Below are 16,852 nucleotides of genomic sequence, written 5' to 3' on the forward strand. Positions count from 1 at the left end.
CTGCCGGTGCCAGTGGGTTGAATGAGTTAGTCAATTCAATAAATTGTGCTATCCCATTACCAGAAGAGTGAAGCCGCTAGTTCAAACGGCTTAGACATAGTTTGCCTAATAACGAAAAAATTATGAGTCGAGATTTTGTTTGCTCTATATGAAAAGATAAATAGATATTCATCAGACAAGGATAATTTAGCATACCTTGAATAGGGTGTAGGAACGAATTAAAGAAAAGGATATTTGTTTAGGAAGGGACTGACTCAGGAGTGGGACTTTCGTACAGGATTTGGGGAGCGATGATTGCCTTTGGCATTGCGACTAATATCGTTGCTTGTATGATGGCAGTATACATTCAAAAATATGAGCTAATGATAAATCATCTTACAAATATTTTATTTTTAATAATTATCTCTTTAACATTTATTAAGATGAAAATTAACAAATGGGTGGCTTTAGGATTTATATTTGTTGTAATAGAGAAAGGTATTAAGGCGGGATATGACTTCTACACACATGATTATTATGGTGTCAGTTGGAGTTTAGCTATCATTGTCTATTGCATATACGAGATGGAAAAGTATTATATTGAAATAAACGAATAGGCGCAACAAAAAGGTTTTAGTAGGTGGAATTCTTTTTAAAATACTATAAAAAAGACACTACAAGAGTGTCTTTTTTTTGAAAATACTCTATAATTAACTTTGGGGAAGGTAATGTTAGAGTATTCGTTTAGCATTATCTTTATATTTGATAAACCATGAAATCGAAAGATTTTGTGGTTTATTTTATGAACAATAGACATTTACAGTATTGGCAGTGAGCAATTGATCATTATAAGCATTAAGAGAGATGGGATTAAAAGTCTAACATCGAATAACGGTTCCGGAATATAGTGTTGCGAAATGATCTCCCATATCCCAAACGGTACTTGCCTGTATATAGCCCTTAAAGCCTTCTGAAGAATAATAAATCTCTTTTGGTATACTTTCTTTAGTTTGGAAATGTGCTTTAGAGTACTTTACATAATGATTTTTAATAACTTTTGATTCGGGAACAATAGTGTTTTTTTGTTCCAATGCTGGCCTAGCACTAGAAGGTGGTATGAATTTTACATGGTCTTGGTAATTAGGATTTAAGGTGTCAGCTTGTACACTGTGCGACGAAACAAAGGTACTTAAACTACTTCCCGCGATTAAAGTCGCAAATGCTAACTTTGAGAATTTTGTTAATCTACTCATTTTATAATCTCCTTTTTATTATTTTGTAAGGTATCTCCTTACACCTCACAGTCTATATCCACTACAAAAGGGTGTACATACATATTGATAGACAAAATTCTACAAAATACCTCATGTTTTTGGGGTTGTGTATAATAATCCAATGTTTAATAATTTATCAGAAGTAAAAAAATAGGTGTTATATAAAAGAAAATGAATAATTTATGCAGGGAATGTATATATAATTATTGTTTAAATATTCTAAAATGAGTTGATAAAGATGTGGAATTATTTTTTAGAAAATAAATGATTTCAAAGGATAAATTTGGAATTTCAATTCCCTTTTTAAGTTTATTTTTATTATATGATTTATACGTATGGATTATTAGAGTATCTAAAGAGTTTTTGTACAAACATTTAAAATATAAAAAAGTGAGAAAAATGATAAACATTCTTCTCACTTTCATCAATTAGGGTGGCATATAAATAAATATGCGTTTGGGTAGATTTTCGGATGAAAAATCCACATGTATAGTATAACAAAATAAGTAAAGCTTTTCGCATGTAATATTGCATATGAAAAATAGTAAAGTTTTAAATTTTAATATTAAAAACTCATATATACATGTTACAATGTAACTCTCTAATTTATTTTATTCTCCTATTTGGAATTTATGGTTTAGTGACTCAATTAAACAAAAGTGGTTGTAATAAGTAGATAAATCAATAAAGTGATACAGTTAGAATGGTTAAAAGGCAGTTAAATATAATTATTAAAAGAAAAGATTTACTTAGTTTTATTTAGTGAATTTATTATGGTAAGGATTTCATTCAAAAAATCCAATAATTATTTTTAAAATAAAGTATATGTTTCATCCAGTTTATTTGGAATAATTCGTAGTCTAATAATTGCTAAATCTACAAAAATAATATATTCAAAAGGAGGACAGATAAAACTCTGCCTGTGAAATTTAAATCACTAAATTATAAAGTTTGGATTATAGGATGTAATTACGGTTCCATAAATGAATGTGGAAAAAATAAAGGAGAAAAACTTAAATAAATATAAAAGTAGTGAAAATGAAAAGGAGAAGTAGCTAGTGTATAGTATAAAAGAAAGATTGGAACAAATAAAGCTTAAAACAAAGTTGTCTATGGCATTTATAGCAATATTAATTATACCAAGTCTTATCGTAGGAGTATCATCTTATAATAAAGCAAAAACAGATCTTAATGAAACAATTCTACAATCAGCAAAAGATAATATAAGTATATTAGATAAGATTGTTGATGATGAATTAGAAAATAAGCATATAGATGTCACTCATTTTGCAAAAGTACTTACACAAGGTGATTATAATCCTGAACAATCGCAAAATGTACAGAGTAAATTTGATCAATATATACAGTTACATCCAGAGATAGAAACGATTTATACGGCATCTAGTAACAACCAATTTATTCATGCACCTGTTGGCAAGATACCAGAAGGGTTTAATCCGTTAGAAAGTAGTTGGTATAAGGATGCAGTAAAAGCAAATGGAGAGATTATTGTTTCATCTCCCTATAAATCAAAGTCTACAGGAAATATGGTAATTGCAATTGCAAAGCAAAATGCAGATAAAAGTGGTGTCATTGGCGTAGATTTGAATATTACAGATATCGTAAAAACATCCAAAATGATAAAAATTGGAAAGCAAGGATTTGTATCTATAGTTAGTCAAGATAAAACTATAGTTGTTCATCCATCACTAAAGCCTGGAGAGAAATTAGAGAAAAGTTTAGCGGATGAATTGTACAAGAAAGAAGATGGAGTAATTACTTATAGCCTTAATGGTGAAGATCGAAACATAAGCTTTAAGACAAATAAAAAAACAGGTTGGAAGATAGCTGGGGTAATGCCTACGAAAGAAATTGAAGAAGCTACCAATCCTATTTTTTATAAAACGCTCACTATAATAGGGGCTTCATTATTGTTAGGTGGAATTGTAATTTTATTCATACTTAGATCCATTATTACTCCACTAAGACAATTAGTTATTTCAGCCCAAAGAATTAGTCAGGGAGATTTAACCGAGAAAATAGATATTCGTTCAAAGGATGAACTTGGTCAATTAGGTGGTAGTTTCAATAGAATGGCAGAGTCGTTACGTACTATCATTTCTCAAATTAACACATCTGCAGGCCATGTAGCTGCATCTTCTGAGGAATTAACTGCTAGTGTAGAGCAAGCAAGTGTTGCGACTGAACAAATTACAAAAGAGATGGAAGAAATTTCGAACAGTGCAGAGGTTCAAAATAATGAAGTTGAGTCTGGAGCTGAATTAATTGGTGAGGTAACAAGAAATATTCAATATGTAGCTGAGAATGCGTCTAAAGTATCGACTTCATCCATATACACAAAACAAAAAGCCAATGAAGGTGAACAATTAGTAGAACAAACTGTAACACAAATGCAGTCTATCCATCACTCGGTTTCTCAATCCGATCATGTAATAAAATTATTAGATAAAAAATCACAACAAATTGGCAGTATATTAGAAGCGATTCAAAATATTGCGGAACAAACAAATTTATTAGCATTAAATGCAGCGATTGAAGCAGCTAGAGCAGGAGAACAGGGGCGAGGGTTTGCAATTGTTGCCGATGAAGTTAGGAAGCTAGCAGAGCAATCATCCGAATCTTCAATGGAAATTGGAAGTTTAATTAAGGAAATACAAGCAGACGTACACGAGACTGTAAAAGCTATGAATGAAGTGGGAGTAGAAGTACAATCGGGAATTAAAGTTGCGAACGATACAAAACAAAGTTTTTATGAGATTTCAAAATCTGCAAATGATATTGTGGCAAAAGTGCATGGTATGGTGGAACTATCTAATAAAATGACTACTGATGCAATGAAAGTCGATACATCGATTGATCAAATAGCTATGGCTGTAAAAGAGAATTCTTCAAGTATGCAAACGATAGCTGGTTCATCTGAGGAACAACATGCTTCTATGGAAGAGATAAATTCTTCAGCAATACAATTAGCACAGATGGCGGAAGAACTTCAAGAGTTAATTGGTGGATTTAAGATTTAAGTTGAGATGATAGGAGAGAATGCTAGAATCTTGTTACAGAGTGGAAATGAAAAATCTTATAACATAGTAAATAAGTATAATATGTACTCTCTATGCGTATTGAACAGGCAGATAAGCCATTTAAAAACCCTCCATTTGGAGGGTTTTTAAATACATTTACATTAAATTTGTGGTGGTGCACCACCATAATCGCCAACACTATATGAAGGAGTAGGATAATGCCCATGAGTAGCAAGCTGATCTGTTTTAGAAAACTGAGAAATTCCCACCATTAACGTCCCAATGAAAGCAATGCCCGATAATAATAAACTGATTTTTTTCATTATTTTAATACTCCTTTTTCGATTAATTTTCGTCTTGCTTGATAACAAATATGGAAATAGTCACTTACTTTTTTGTGGTTCTCTAATTGTCTACATTTTGTGGCAAATAATTCAGCGTATTCGACAACATATTCCCATAACTCTTCTTTCTCAAAGTATAAGATTCCTTCTTGAATGATTTTTTCTAATTCTTCCAATGGAATGTTTTCGTTTAATCTTTTTAAAATAAAGAAGTGATGCATATATTCTTCATTATGGATTTCTCTACAGATTTTTAATCCATTAACAATGAGTTTGCTAGCCGTTGATTGTTCTCCTAATTTATAATGTTCCTTAGCTTGTAGGAAGATAGCCTTGAAGTGTGTAGGGATTTTCTCTGTTACTTCTGAAAGGTGACGAATAGCTAAAGTAGACATACTTTGATCAGAGTACAGCCACCCCATAGTACTTTTTACGTATAACAAAGAATCTTCTTCCTTATTCTTTTGTAGTAAATCAATTGCACTTTGTAAATATTCTTCAGCTTGTTCGTACTGTTTTAAATAGATGCAGCAACCACCTAACAAACTATTACAAAAGGCTGTTTTTACTTCATAGCCTTCATACTCTGAAAAGATTGCTCTCGATTTATTTGCGTATTCGATAGAAGCGAGCATGTTATAGGTATGATGATAAAAAGTAGCAATTCTATAGTAGAATTCAGCTTGTTCAAGTTCATCTGGTATGTCTACTAATATCTTTTCTGCCAGTTTATAATGTTCCTCTGCCTCAGTATAATTTGATATAAAAGTGGAATGAATGGATTTAAAAAAGTGATAATAGAAGCGTAGAAAATGGTCTGCAGGCATATCATAGTCGCTAATAGCATCAAAGCTATTTTGTTGAATACCTAGGCTATCTGTTAAGACATTGTAACGGAATTCAAGTAGTGAGTAATATAGTAACAAATTTTGATCTTGATGTTCTTGATTTGGCTCAGTGCTTAATTTACTGATTTTCTCATCAATTTTCTTTTTTAGATTAGTAGCTTTTATAACTTGTTGAGATAGCATAGATCGATACCAGTCGTTCAATAGAGCGGTTAACTGCTCATTTTCTTTTACTGAGACACTCATAATATACGCCCCCATCCTATAGAAATATCCTAATCCTATTTAATTGTAACTATCATAGCAAAATAGAAGGAAAAATGGAGTGATTTTACAATATTTTTCAAGAAAATTCATAAAAAATAATCAATTTATGTCGAATGTGCTTAGAATATAAGTAATCTCTATAAAAAAGCAAAAAGATGAAACAAACTATCTCATTACTCGTAACAGGGAAACGATCTTACTTAAGGTTTGGCCTCATTATATAACTATTATTAACATGTTGAGTTTTAATGTATGAAAATTATGTTAATTCGCAAACGGAATTTTATCTTTACTCCTAAAAAATGCAACTTATTCATTTTTTACCCCCCTTTTAAATCAACGTCGAAAAAATTAACAATATTTGCTAAAAAGAGAAAGAGATATTATTATAATTTAATATACAGCTATTAATGTAATAAAAAGATGAAAAATTTTACATATTAATAATTAAAAGCTTAGCCGAAGATTACTGGAGTAAGTTAAATAACGAAGTGGCTTATGCAAAGTTATATGAGAATGTATATGTGAAGGGAAAGGATAACGTTTATAGGAGGATGCATGAGGGTTCAATTCAATATATGTAACGGAGGAATAATATCATGAAATTTAATACGAAATTATTAAAGAAATTACTTTTATTAAGCGCAACGTCTTTATCAATTTTCAGTGCCTGCTCTGCAAAGGAAGATGGGGATTACAAGCCATATAAGAAACAAGACTCTATAGAAGTTGCAAAGGGAGAGGAGGAGAAGTCCAATCCGCCTAAGATCGAAGAGGGTACGGAAGAACATAAGAAGAAAAAAAGGTACAACAAGTGGAGGAATCAAAGAATAAAGATGAGGAAATTAATGACAAATATCCGCATTATAAAGATGTACATGAGGACGCATCAACAGTATCACTAGAACAGTATAATCAAATCAAGGTTGGAATGTCTGCGGACAAAGTCATAGAGATAGCAGGAAAGCCTGGATCCAGCGAAACAACTAAATTGTTCTCTATCTACATATATTTAGGTCACGGTGGACACGGTTCGATGACTATAAAGTTTGATTCTAATAGAAATGTAACGAACAAAGAGCAAGATGGTCTTAGCAATACTGCAGTTAAAGATGAGAAGGCTAGCAAAGAACATGAGGACCCTAATCCTGAATCTGTTAAGAAATCTAGTGCTATAATTCCAAACGATTTTTGCGGACATGGACATGACGAAACGAAGGAGCTAGCGCACGACTGTGAAAAAATTACTGATAAAAAGGCATATAGAAGATATCAACTACAACAAAAGAGAGAAGAGCGAAAAAGACAAATTAGGGGCGAAGAACAGGAATTAATTGATTACGATCAGGGGGATGCAGCTTACAAGGAGCAGCAGCGTATGTACGAAGAAATACAACGTAGAACAGAAGAAAGGGAATCGATTGACTACGATTACGATCAAGTTAGAGCTGTTAACAAAGAAAGGCAGCGAATGTATGAAGAAATACAAGAGTGAGATGAAGAAAAAGAGTTTAATAAAGACATAGGGTGTTTTTAAAGATGAGAAAAGTGTTGGAGAACGCCGATTAATTACGATTTGTTAGTTCAGGAAATATGGCAAGGCTGTGAACGTTTTTTTGGCCAGTAGTATGCCGCTTGTTTTGGAGTTATTGTGATGTATTTGTATTGTGAGTAGCGGTGGAAAACATAACTGATAAGGATTACTTTCTTTTTTATCTAAACGTTTCTTAATGAGGGCAATTGAACTACCCCCACTTTCACTTCGCTTAGAAGTGAAAGTGGGGGTAGTTCAATTATAAAATTCCTGTCATTCTTCTCTGTATTTTTCAGCTAAGCGAGAGGGATATGATGTGATAGGAGGACCGATCTTAAAGTGGGATAAATTGCTCTTTGAAATTGGTATACAGTTCTTTAATAAGTAAAGTTTTTGTAAAATGTCTTTATCTATTGGATGAAGCATGTGATTTGTCATAATAAAATAATTGTGATGATAAATAAATACTTTTCCTTCAGGGAGGATTGTTTGATTGGATAGATTCGGATGAATAGGTGGTCCATCCGAAAAATGATCTAAACTATTTTGTGAAACATTAATGATTTCTTGAACTGTAAATTTAAACTTGCGAAATGCTATCGTGTTAATGAAAGGACGTTTTTGATTATTTTCTATATAAAATAACTCTTTTTTTTCGTTTTGTACAACCCGTAGATTTGGAATTGAATCTGTAAGGGTTATGGGAGGACCATCTGTATATTTGTAGATAAATGGATCGGGAATTAAGACAATTTCATTTTGATTATATTTGAAGTAAGAAAGCATGTCTTTCGAAATAAGTCTGCGTTTAAAGTTATCAATTAAAAATACTTCACCGTGTGAATTACTAAACAAAATGCCATTTAAATCTTTAGAAGGGAGGTTAGCATATAGGTTTTGGAAAGAGAATGGTGTTTTAAAAGTAATATCAAGCACTTTGTTAATGGGATAAAAAGGTTGGAATGTATTTAGGCGTTTCCAAAACATCGCATCTCCAACAAACCAATATAAAGGATTTGTATCCCAATATCCACGGTACTTTTCATAGACTTTTACTAATATTCTTTTAGTATGCATAACTGAACAGTGATCTACAACGTTAGCAGCTGTATATAAAATTTTCGAAGCTTCTCTCACAAATTCATTTGTAGGTTGTAAGTTATAATCAACATGTTTTACGTATTGGGAAGAGTACACTACATCAATTTCAGGATGTTTTTCTAAGAAAGATAACATTTCAGCTAATCTGTTTGGAAGGTATATAGTATCATCGGTTAGGTAGCAAATATAATCCCCACATGTTAATGGAAGTGCCTCATTGATAAGTGTTGCATATCTTGTAGTTTTATATCGTTCACCATCTTGTATAAAACTATTCTTATAAGTAATTCGAGGGTCCTCTAGATAATTTTTTATGACATTTATAGTTTCTGGACAGGAATTATCATCCATAATAAAAAGTTCCCATTCTTTATAAGTTTGCTTTAGAACACTTTCAATAACTTGATTAATTAATGACGGCTTATTATAGCTAGTAAGGATAATTGATATTTTGGGTTGCAAAGTCTTCACCTCTATTAAGAATATTGAATGTGTTTTTTCTAGTGAAATATAATAATTAAAGCCTTATCAACACTTTCTTTTTTATTTTAAGTAGTTTATTACTTTTTCATAGATATGGTATGGACTATAGTGGAGAAAAAAGGATATAGGTGAATATAAATACCGCTATTAATTTTTTACAGATAAAGAAATCTTTTTTAAAATTATCGGAACGGTTTGTCCTTTCTATTTATATAATAACGTAACTGTTTTTGTATTTGTTGATAAGGAGGAGAGGAATATTTGCCTAAAATTTCAGTTATAATGACAAGTTACAATAAGCCTGCGTTTGTTGAAAAATCGATATTAAGTGTATTAAACCAAACTTTTCAAGATTTCGAGCTTTTTATAATGGATGATGATTCAGATGAAATAACCCAGAAGGTGATTCAACCATTTATAAATAAGGAAAATGTACATTTTTATAAAAGTAATGTAGCTCATATTTCTGAAAGGACAAAAAAAGTCAGATATGCGGCTTTAATTAATGAAGCACTTAAGCATGCTAAAGGGGAATATATAACTTATATTACAGATGATAATCAATATGAAGAAGAACGCCTGAAAAAGATGTCTAGTTATCTTGATGAGAATGAAGATGTTCAAATTATTTACTCTGCATCAAAAACGATTCATATAGATGAATCAGATATGCCTATTAAAACGGTTGAAAGACCTGCCAAAAAAATTACAAATAATGCTCCATGTACCATTGATCATTGTTCTATTATGCATAGAGCATCAGTTTTACCAATTCTTGAAAAAAGATGGAATTCTTACTGGGATGAAGATCCTCAATTTTACCGGATAGGAGATGCACGCTTCTTTTGGAGATTAAATCATTATTGGGATTTTTATCCCTTAGATGAAATTTTAGATATCAATTATATTACTCCTCATTCAATACATGCACAGTTATTTGCAGAAGAAAAAAATGAATTTGTGCAATTATTACCACCACAAAGAACATGCAAAGAATTAAGAGAAGATCTAAGAAGAAAAAGAGGGTGAAAAATTGAGTGACATTTATTTAAAAAATTACTGGCTATTAAATTTAGATTATATAAATATTTTTTCAGAGTTAAAGCATTATAACATTCCTTTGCCATTACTGAGTAATTTTTATCAATATTTAGATGAAGATATAAAAAATAAAATGAAAGATGATAATTTTTACAAGCAATTGTCAATTGAACCAATAGCGGAAAAACAGTTACAGTTGGAGTTTGAAAAAATAATTTCTGCATTTCAATCAAAAATAAAAAGAAAAAATAAAGATGGAACAATCCTGCTAAATTCAGATTATCTCCGTTTTTCAGTAAGTAATTTTACCCACTTTCATCCAAATCAAACTAAGATATTAACAAGATCAAAAAAGCCAGAACTTTATGGTCTTCCTACAGTTTGTGCACCAGATTATATAAATAAATCCCCTAATAACGCAAATGTTTATATAGAAAAAGCTAAAGAAATCTTTTTAAGGTTTAATAAACACCCACTACTATCAAACACGTTTTTTCAAAAAAAATTACTCAGCGACCTTCCTATCATGATTGAGAAGCTTAACATGGCTCATTTTATTTTTAAAGAACAAGATATTTCTGGTGTGGTTGTTGGTACTACGGAAGACATAACAAGTAGAGCACTTACTTTTCTTTCTGGTAGTGAGGGTATACCAAGTTTATGTCTGCAACATGGTGCAATAATGGGAGAAGAAGCATACTTTCCGGTTTTCGCAACAAAACAGGTCGTATATGGGAAATATGAAGAAGCTTGGTACCTTCAAAAAGGGGTCAGTGAATCTCAAATTGAAATACTAGGGCACCCTAGATATGACGAAATCTTTGATAGGGTATATATGGATAAAAAGAATTTATTTAATAAATTAAAAATAGACCCCTCTACAAAAGTAGTTTTTATTGCAACCCAGCCATTTAAAACTTTATTTTATACTGAACTGACAGAAAAGTTAGTGAAAGAAAAAAATATTACGGTTATTATAAAGCCTCATCCTTGGGAAAAAGGGCGTAACTTAGTGGGAGAATATATTAAGTTAAGTAACTTATATCCTAATGTTAAATATATAACAAATGAAGTGAACATGTATGATGTTATTTTACATGCAAATCTTGTGGTTATCTCAAATTCAACAGTAGGATTAGAGGCAATGTTATTAGACATACCTGTAGTTGTTTATAAATCTTTATTAGAGGAAAGGGATTATAAATATTACGATACGCTAGATTGGCTTGTAAACCATTCTATGGAGGATGTGACTAGTACGATTAAAAAGGTTCTACATGATCCTTTACCATCTAATTTAGCAAAAGAATTAAGAAAAAAATTTATTAATGAAAACTATCCGCAAGAAGCATGTACAAAAAGATTAATAAATTTAATTCAAGGTGAAAAAGAATAAACTCCTCACCATTTATAAATATTTGAAGTAAAAGATTATATCCTCAGTTTTCAATGATTAATATGTATCTTAAACTTGCAATGGAAACGTGTGTTTTAATATCCGATAAACCAATTTATCTCTCAACAAATGGCTTGCTAATGGAACTACACACAAATTGAAGAGAGGTTTTTCTTGGCTAAAATTAATTTTTTAATATGAGGAGGTATATATTTTCATGTTTTTTAAAGATAAAAACGTTTTAATTATTGGTGGAACAGGAACAATTGGAAAAAGCATTCTTTCTAATGTTCTACAGGAAAAGCCAAAAGTGGTAAGGGTTCTTAGTAGAAGTGAATATAATCAATTTTTATTACAAGAAGAATTTAGGGATAAAAATCAAAATATTCGTTATTTAATTGGGGATATTCGTAATTATGATCGAGTATTTAGTGCGATGGAAAATATTGATTATGTATTTCATGTGGCCGCGATGAAGCATGTGTCTTTTTGTGAATATAATCCGTTTGAAGCAGTTTTGACCAATATTTTTGGAACACAAAATGTAATAAAAGCCGCAATTGCTCAGAAAGTAAAAAAGGTAGTTTTTACAAGTTCTGATAAAGCGATTTCACCAACAAATAATTACGGTGCAACAAAGTTGACTGCTGAAAGATTGATTACATCAGCGGAATATTCAAAAGGTTCAAGTGAAACGATATTTGCAAGTGTTCGTTTCGGAAATGTGATGGGGTCAAGAGGATCTGTCATTCCTTTATTTGAAAATCAAATTAAAGAAAACCAAAAAATAACTGTAACGGATCTTAGTATGAGTAGATTTATGATGACACTGAATCAAGCAACTATGTTAACAATTGAAGCAATGAAAATAGCAAAGGGTGGTGAAACTTTTATATTAAAAATGCCAGTTATTTCATTAAAAGATTTAAGTGAAGTGATGATAGAAGAAGTTACAAAGTTATATGGGTTGCCTAAGGAGAATATAAAAATTGAAGAAATTGGATTAAAACCTGGTGAAAAAATGTATGAAGAACTTATGACACATGATGAGTCTTTACAGGCTTTTGAATTACCAGATATGTTTATCATTCCTAGCCCATTAAAAAAGGGTACACAATATGAAAATGCAGAAAGGGCGAAAGCAGGATTTTACCGTTCTGATCATCAAAATGCGATTTCAAAAGAAGAGCTTAGAAATTTAATATTAAACCAGCAACTATTAACAGGAGGGGAGAAACTATGAAAATATTAGTAACTGGTGGTGCAGGTTTTATTGGTAGGTGGGTTGTAAAGAGATTATTGCAGGATAAGCATGAACTATGGATATTAGACAACTTAGCAAATTCAACTACTGCAAATATCACCGAGTTTGCACACGATCTAAATTTAAAGCAATGCATTCAAGGAGATATTAAAGATAAAAAATTAGTTGCTGAATTATTTAAAAATAATTCATTTGATCTTTGTTATCATTTAGCAGCGAGTATCAATGTTCAAGATAGTATAGATGATGCTAGATCAACTTTTGAAAATGATACAATAGGTACTTTTAATTTGTTAGAACAATGTCTTAAGTATGACGTCAAAATGGTCTTTATGAGTACTTGTATGGTATATGATAAAGCTACTAATATACAAGGAATATCAGAATTAGACCCGATTAAACCAGCTTCTCCATATGCTGGATCAAAAATTGCTGCTGAAAACATGGTTTTATCTTACTATTATGCTTATAAGCTACCTGTAGTGGTTATTCGCCCATTTAATACGTATGGTCCATTCCAGAAAACAGGTGGGGAAGGTGGGGTTGTTGCCATTTTTATAAATAATAAATTAGATAATGTACCATTGAATATATATGGGGATGGAAAACAAACGAGAGATCTTTTATACGTTGAAGATTGTGCAGATTTTGTTGTGGCAGCAGGATACTCTGCAAAAGCAAATGGTCATATTATCAACGCTGGAACAGGACAAGATATATCCATTAATAAATTAGCAGAATTGATTTCGGGAAAAAAAGTAAGTATTCAACACGTAACTCATATCCATCCGCAAAGTGAAATCCAAAAATTATTATGTAACTATGAAAAAGCAAAAACAATATTAAACTGGGAACCGAAAGTTTCTTTAGAAGATGGAGTTATTAAAACAGAAGAGTGGATTAAATCTTTAAAAATTAACCCTAAGGCGAAAGAGTAATGGTAAGGGGGATTCTCGGTATTCATGGAGGAAAGCCTGTTAGAGAAACTTATTTACCATATGGTCAGCAACAAATTGATGAATATGACATTCAGGCTGTTGTAGACGTATTAAAAGGGGATTTTTTAACAACAGGACCTATGGTTCAACAATTTGAGGAGGCTATAGCAAAATATGTGGGAGCAAAATACGCTGTTTCCTTTTCAAATGGTACAGCTGCATTGCATGCTGCCTGCTATGCAGCTGGCATAACTGAGGGAGATGAAGTAATTACAACTCCAATGACATTTGTAGCAAGTGCAAATTGTATCTTATACCAGGGGGCAAAGCCGGTATTCGCCGATATTGACAATGAAACATATAACATTAGTCCTAAATCTATAGAGGAAAAGATTACAAACAAAACAAAAGCCATTATTCCCGTACACTTTACTGGACAGCCTGTAGAGTTAGAAGCAATACAAAAAATAGCAAAAAAAAATAATTTGATTATCATTGAAGATGCAGCCCACGCATTAGGAGCCACTTATAAAAATAAAAAGATTGGTTCAATTGGTGATATGACAATGTTTAGCTTTCATCCGGTGAAACATATTACTACCGGAGAGGGCGGAGTAATTACCACAAATAATCCTCTTTTTTATGAAAAACTTGTTCAATTCCGTACACATGGAATTGAAAGGAACCCCAAAAAACTTCTTGAAAATCATGGACCTTGGTATTATGAAATGCAATTCTTAGGTTACAACTATAGAATTACGGATATACAAGCTGCTCTTGGTTTATCACAGTTAAGTAAATTAGACTCTTTTATTAAGATTCGAAAGAAATTTGTAGACATCTATAGTAAAGAATTTAGTTGTTTATCTGAAATCATCATACCAAAGCAATTGCCTCAAACCAGTTCGAGCTGGCACCTTTATATTATTCGTTTAAATACTAAGTTATTAAAATGTAATCGAAAAGAATTTTACGAAGCGTTACAAAGAGAAAATATCGGTGTGAATGTGCACTATATACCCGTACATTTACAACCGTTTTATCAAAAATTAGGTTATGAAAAAGGTATTTGTCCGCAAGCAGAAAACGTATATGAGGAAATTATTACGCTGCCTCTATTTCCTAAAATGACAGAAGCTGATGTGTGGGATGTAATACAAGCTGTGAGAAAAGTTCTTTTGTTTTATAGTGTTGCTAAAAATTAAATGAAAGGGGGGTTAATAAAATTGCAAAATCAGAAATTCTTAAGAGCAGTTACAAAAGTTGACATTAAAAAAGGAGAGATTATTACAGCTAATAAAGTAACAATGAAGTTAAATGTTGTAGAAAATGCGCTGAACAAGCTTGAAGCAGAGGAATTATTACCTCAGGTAGCTGTATATAATTTGTCTGCAGGTACCCCATTAACAAAAGAGGTTATTGAACCTCCTAAGGTAGTAATAATTGTACTTTGCCGCTTAAAATCTACTAGGTTACCTTTAAAAGCCATATTGCCAATACACGGAGTTTCTTCCATTGAACGATGTCTTATAAATACATTAGCTATTCCAGGAAAACATCAGGTCATACTTGCTACTTCAGATATTGCACAAGATGACCCTTTGGAAAAATTTAATTTAGATGGAAAGGTTAAGATTTTTAGAGGTGATCCAGAAAATACCGCTGATCGCATGTTCCAAGCTGCAAAACAAGAAAATGCAAACATTGTCATGCGGATTACAGGAGATTGCCCAGCTGTGTCACCGGAAATTAATACTTTTTTGCTAGATGAACATTTGAAAAGTGGTGCAGATTATACACAGGCAGAGTTAAGTACGTTACCTGTCGGAACAGCAGGCGATATTTTTACATTAGAGGCAATTGAACGATTACTACAAACCCCAAAACCTTTAACCTATGCAGAATACCTTCCATTTTATTTTATTAATAATCCACATTTATTTCGTATCAATATAGTGAAACTTCCTCCACCATTTTGTTACCCTACTTGGAGGTTAACATTAGATGAACAACCGGATTTAGATATGTTCAATGAACTTTATAAAGGTCTGAATGTAAAATCTAAACCTTTATTTTTTCATCAAATAAAAGATTACATCCTTCGAAGTCCTGAACTTATTGAAATGAATAATCATGTGAAATTGAAATGGGCAAATCAACAATCATTAGTAGATGAGCTAAATAGAGAAACGAAATTATAAGTTAATAAGTTATAGTGCTTTTAGTGAGGAGGGAGTATCTTGCTTGAGAAAAAAATTGCCTTTCGCGCCGACGCATCTATTGAAATAGGGACCGGTCATATTATGCGTTGTTTAACACTGGCCCAAGAATTGCGAAATAAAGGTGCTCAAGTATATTTCATTTGTCGTAAGCTGCAAGGTGATTTGCATCAACATATTTTAAATAAAGGATTTCATGTGTTTGTATTAGATGGAGATGGTGAAAATACGAATTTCTTAAATGCAAAAAACGGGAGGTATTTAAATTGGCTAAAATATCATTGGTTTGTTGATGCGCAGCAGACCAATGATATTTTGTCGCAACTTCCCAAGTGTGATTGGTTAATTGTTGATCATTATGGATTAGATAATAAGTGGGAGTCTGCTTTAAGAAAAAGTGTAAGAAAAATTATGGTAATCGATGATCTTGCAAATCGAATGCATGACTGTGATTTGTTACTAGACCAAAATTTATATGATAACCTTAATGGTCGCTATAAAGATTTAATACCAGAGCACTCATTAGTAAAATTGGGGCCTAAATATGCTATATTACGACCAGAGTTTCATGCAGCTAAGAAGATTTCACGAAAAAGAACAGGAAAAATTGAGAGGATTTTTATTTTTTTTGGTGGTCATGATGTAACAAATGAGACATTAAAAACGTTAAGAGCTTTACAAAATATAAATAAAGATAACTTAAAAATAGACGTTGTGGTAGGTAGCCAAAATCCTCATAAAGAGGATATTCAAACTTATTGTAAGAGTGTTACTAACGCTTCATATTATTGTCAAATAGAGAATATGGAAGAGCTTCTCGTACGAGCAGATTTAGGGATAGGAGCTGGGGGCACAACCACATGGGAACGATGCTTTCTTGGATTACCTTCTATAACAATTACAACTGCCCAAAATCAAATTGAAGTAACCAAGGCTGTAGCGAAGGTTGGAGCTACATGGAATATTGGCACAGCTGAAAGTGTTTCGGATAAAGCAATTACGAAATGTCTAAACAAACTTTTATCAGATTCTAAAATAGTGAAAGAAATGTCTAATAAAGCTCTTTCTATACAGTGTGCCAGTAATACAAATGAAATAGCAAAAATTATTTTAGGAGGATAGT

The 16,852-nt window shown here is 31.8% G+C and carries 13 protein-coding genes and 1 pseudogene; 10 read left to right on the forward strand and 4 right to left on the reverse strand.

Annotated elements, in window-relative coordinates; translation table 11 throughout:
• Positions 1 to 260 precede the first annotated feature (260 nt).
• Positions 261 to 596 carry a hypothetical protein gene (locus tag MRP26_RS20355; RefSeq protein ID WP_149287582.1) on the forward strand — a complete coding sequence of 112 codons (336 nt, stop codon included), beginning with the start codon at positions 261 to 263 and terminating at the stop codon, positions 594 to 596.
• 261 nt (positions 597 to 857) lie between these two features.
• On the opposite strand, the gene MRP26_RS20360 is transcribed toward MRP26_RS20355, so the two are convergent.
• Entirely contained in the window at positions 858 to 1,232 is a 375-nt protein-coding gene (locus tag MRP26_RS20360) for a hypothetical protein (protein WP_197241959.1), read from the reverse strand.
• Between the two features lie 1,079 nt (positions 1,233 to 2,311).
• Between MRP26_RS20360 and MRP26_RS20365 the strand changes: the two genes are divergently transcribed.
• Positions 2,312 to 4,294: a methyl-accepting chemotaxis protein gene (locus MRP26_RS20365; RefSeq protein ID WP_242806754.1), complete on the forward strand. Its 1,983-nt coding sequence runs from the start codon at positions 2,312 to 2,314 to the stop codon at positions 4,292 to 4,294.
• 161 nt (positions 4,295 to 4,455) lie between these two features.
• Here the strand turns inward: MRP26_RS20365 and MRP26_RS20370 are convergent, their stop codons facing one another.
• On the reverse strand, positions 4,456 to 4,617 hold the full coding sequence (locus tag MRP26_RS20370; protein ID WP_000724104.1) for a Phr family secreted Rap phosphatase inhibitor: 162 nt from the start codon (positions 4,615 to 4,617) through the stop codon (positions 4,456 to 4,458).
• The gene (locus tag MRP26_RS20375) at positions 4,617 to 5,732 is read right to left on the reverse strand and encodes a response regulator aspartate phosphatase (protein ID WP_242806755.1); all 1,116 of its coding nucleotides are present in this window, start codon (positions 5,730 to 5,732) and stop codon (positions 4,617 to 4,619) included. Before MRP26_RS20375 ends, MRP26_RS20370 begins: the two co-directional genes overlap by 1 nt.
• Positions 5,733 to 6,352: 620 nt before the next feature.
• Between MRP26_RS20375 and bamE the strand changes: the two are divergent.
• Positions 6,353 to 7,248: pseudogene (gene bamE / locus MRP26_RS30950) on the forward strand (outer membrane protein assembly factor BamE domain-containing protein).
• Positions 7,249 to 7,560: 312 nt separating this feature from the next.
• Here the strand turns inward: bamE and MRP26_RS20385 are convergent.
• On the reverse strand, positions 7,561 to 8,850 hold the full coding sequence (locus MRP26_RS20385) for a glycosyltransferase family 2 protein (RefSeq protein ID WP_064532257.1): 1,290 nt from the start codon (positions 8,848 to 8,850) through the stop codon (positions 7,561 to 7,563).
• Between the two features lie 282 nt (positions 8,851 to 9,132).
• Between MRP26_RS20385 and MRP26_RS20390 the strand changes: the two genes are divergently transcribed.
• The 7 genes from MRP26_RS20390 (at position 9,133) to pseG (ending at position 16,851) form a co-directional block, all read left to right on the forward strand.
• The gene (locus tag MRP26_RS20390) at positions 9,133 to 9,900 is read left to right on the forward strand and encodes a glycosyltransferase family 2 protein (RefSeq protein WP_064532255.1); all 768 of its coding nucleotides are present in this window, start codon (positions 9,133 to 9,135) and stop codon (positions 9,898 to 9,900) included.
• Positions 9,901 to 9,904: 4 nt separating this feature from the next.
• Complete coding sequence (locus tag MRP26_RS20395) at positions 9,905 to 11,308, forward strand: CDP-glycerol glycerophosphotransferase family protein (protein WP_242806759.1); 1,404 nt, start codon at positions 9,905 to 9,907, stop codon at positions 11,306 to 11,308.
• 217 nt (positions 11,309 to 11,525) lie between these two features.
• A complete protein-coding gene (locus MRP26_RS20400) occupies positions 11,526 to 12,551 on the forward strand; it encodes an SDR family NAD(P)-dependent oxidoreductase (protein ID WP_064532251.1) in 1,026 nt (341 codons plus the stop codon).
• Entirely contained in the window at positions 12,548 to 13,510 is a 963-nt protein-coding gene (locus MRP26_RS20405) for a dTDP-glucose 4,6-dehydratase (protein ID WP_242806761.1), read from the forward strand. The genes MRP26_RS20400 and MRP26_RS20405 overlap by 4 nt, the downstream gene beginning before the upstream one ends.
• Complete coding sequence (gene pseC, locus MRP26_RS20410; protein ID WP_242806763.1) at positions 13,510 to 14,715, forward strand: UDP-4-amino-4,6-dideoxy-N-acetyl-beta-L-altrosamine transaminase; 1,206 nt, start codon at positions 13,510 to 13,512, stop codon at positions 14,713 to 14,715. Before MRP26_RS20405 ends, pseC begins: the two co-directional genes overlap by 1 nt.
• Positions 14,716 to 15,711, forward strand: a complete 996-nt coding sequence (locus tag MRP26_RS20415; RefSeq protein WP_242806765.1) for a cytidylyltransferase domain-containing protein — start codon at positions 14,716 to 14,718, stop codon at positions 15,709 to 15,711.
• Between the two features lie 39 nt (positions 15,712 to 15,750).
• Complete coding sequence (gene pseG / locus MRP26_RS20420) at positions 15,751 to 16,851, forward strand: UDP-2,4-diacetamido-2,4,6-trideoxy-beta-L-altropyranose hydrolase (RefSeq protein ID WP_242806767.1); 1,101 nt, start codon at positions 15,751 to 15,753, stop codon at positions 16,849 to 16,851.
• The last annotated feature ends 1 nt before the right edge of the window (position 16,852 follow it).

The organism is Bacillus sp. CCB-MMP212 (assembly GCF_022748145.1).
In the GTDB taxonomy this organism is placed as follows: domain Bacteria; phylum Bacillota; class Bacilli; order Bacillales; family Bacillaceae_G; genus Bacillus_A; species Bacillus_A cereus.

Coding starts and splice junctions, on each gene's coding strand:
- pseC (WP_242806763.1), top strand. CDS start 13,510: ATGGTAAGGGGGATTCTCGGTATTCATGGAGGAAAGCCTGTTAGAGAA.
- MRP26_RS20375 (WP_242806755.1), bottom strand. CDS start 5,732: ATGAGTGTCTCAGTAAAAGAAAATGAGCAGTTAACCGCTCTATTGAAC.
- MRP26_RS20415 (WP_242806765.1), top strand. CDS start 14,716: ATGAAAGGGGGGTTAATAAAATTGCAAAATCAGAAATTCTTAAGAGCA.
- MRP26_RS20400 (WP_064532251.1), top strand. CDS start 11,526: ATGTTTTTTAAAGATAAAAACGTTTTAATTATTGGTGGAACAGGAACA.
- MRP26_RS20360 (WP_197241959.1), bottom strand. CDS start 1,232: ATGAGTAGATTAACAAAATTCTCAAAGTTAGCATTTGCGACTTTAATC.
- MRP26_RS20405 (WP_242806761.1), top strand. CDS start 12,548: ATGAAAATATTAGTAACTGGTGGTGCAGGTTTTATTGGTAGGTGGGTT.
- MRP26_RS20370 (WP_000724104.1), bottom strand. CDS start 4,617: ATGAAAAAAATCAGTTTATTATTATCGGGCATTGCTTTCATTGGGACG.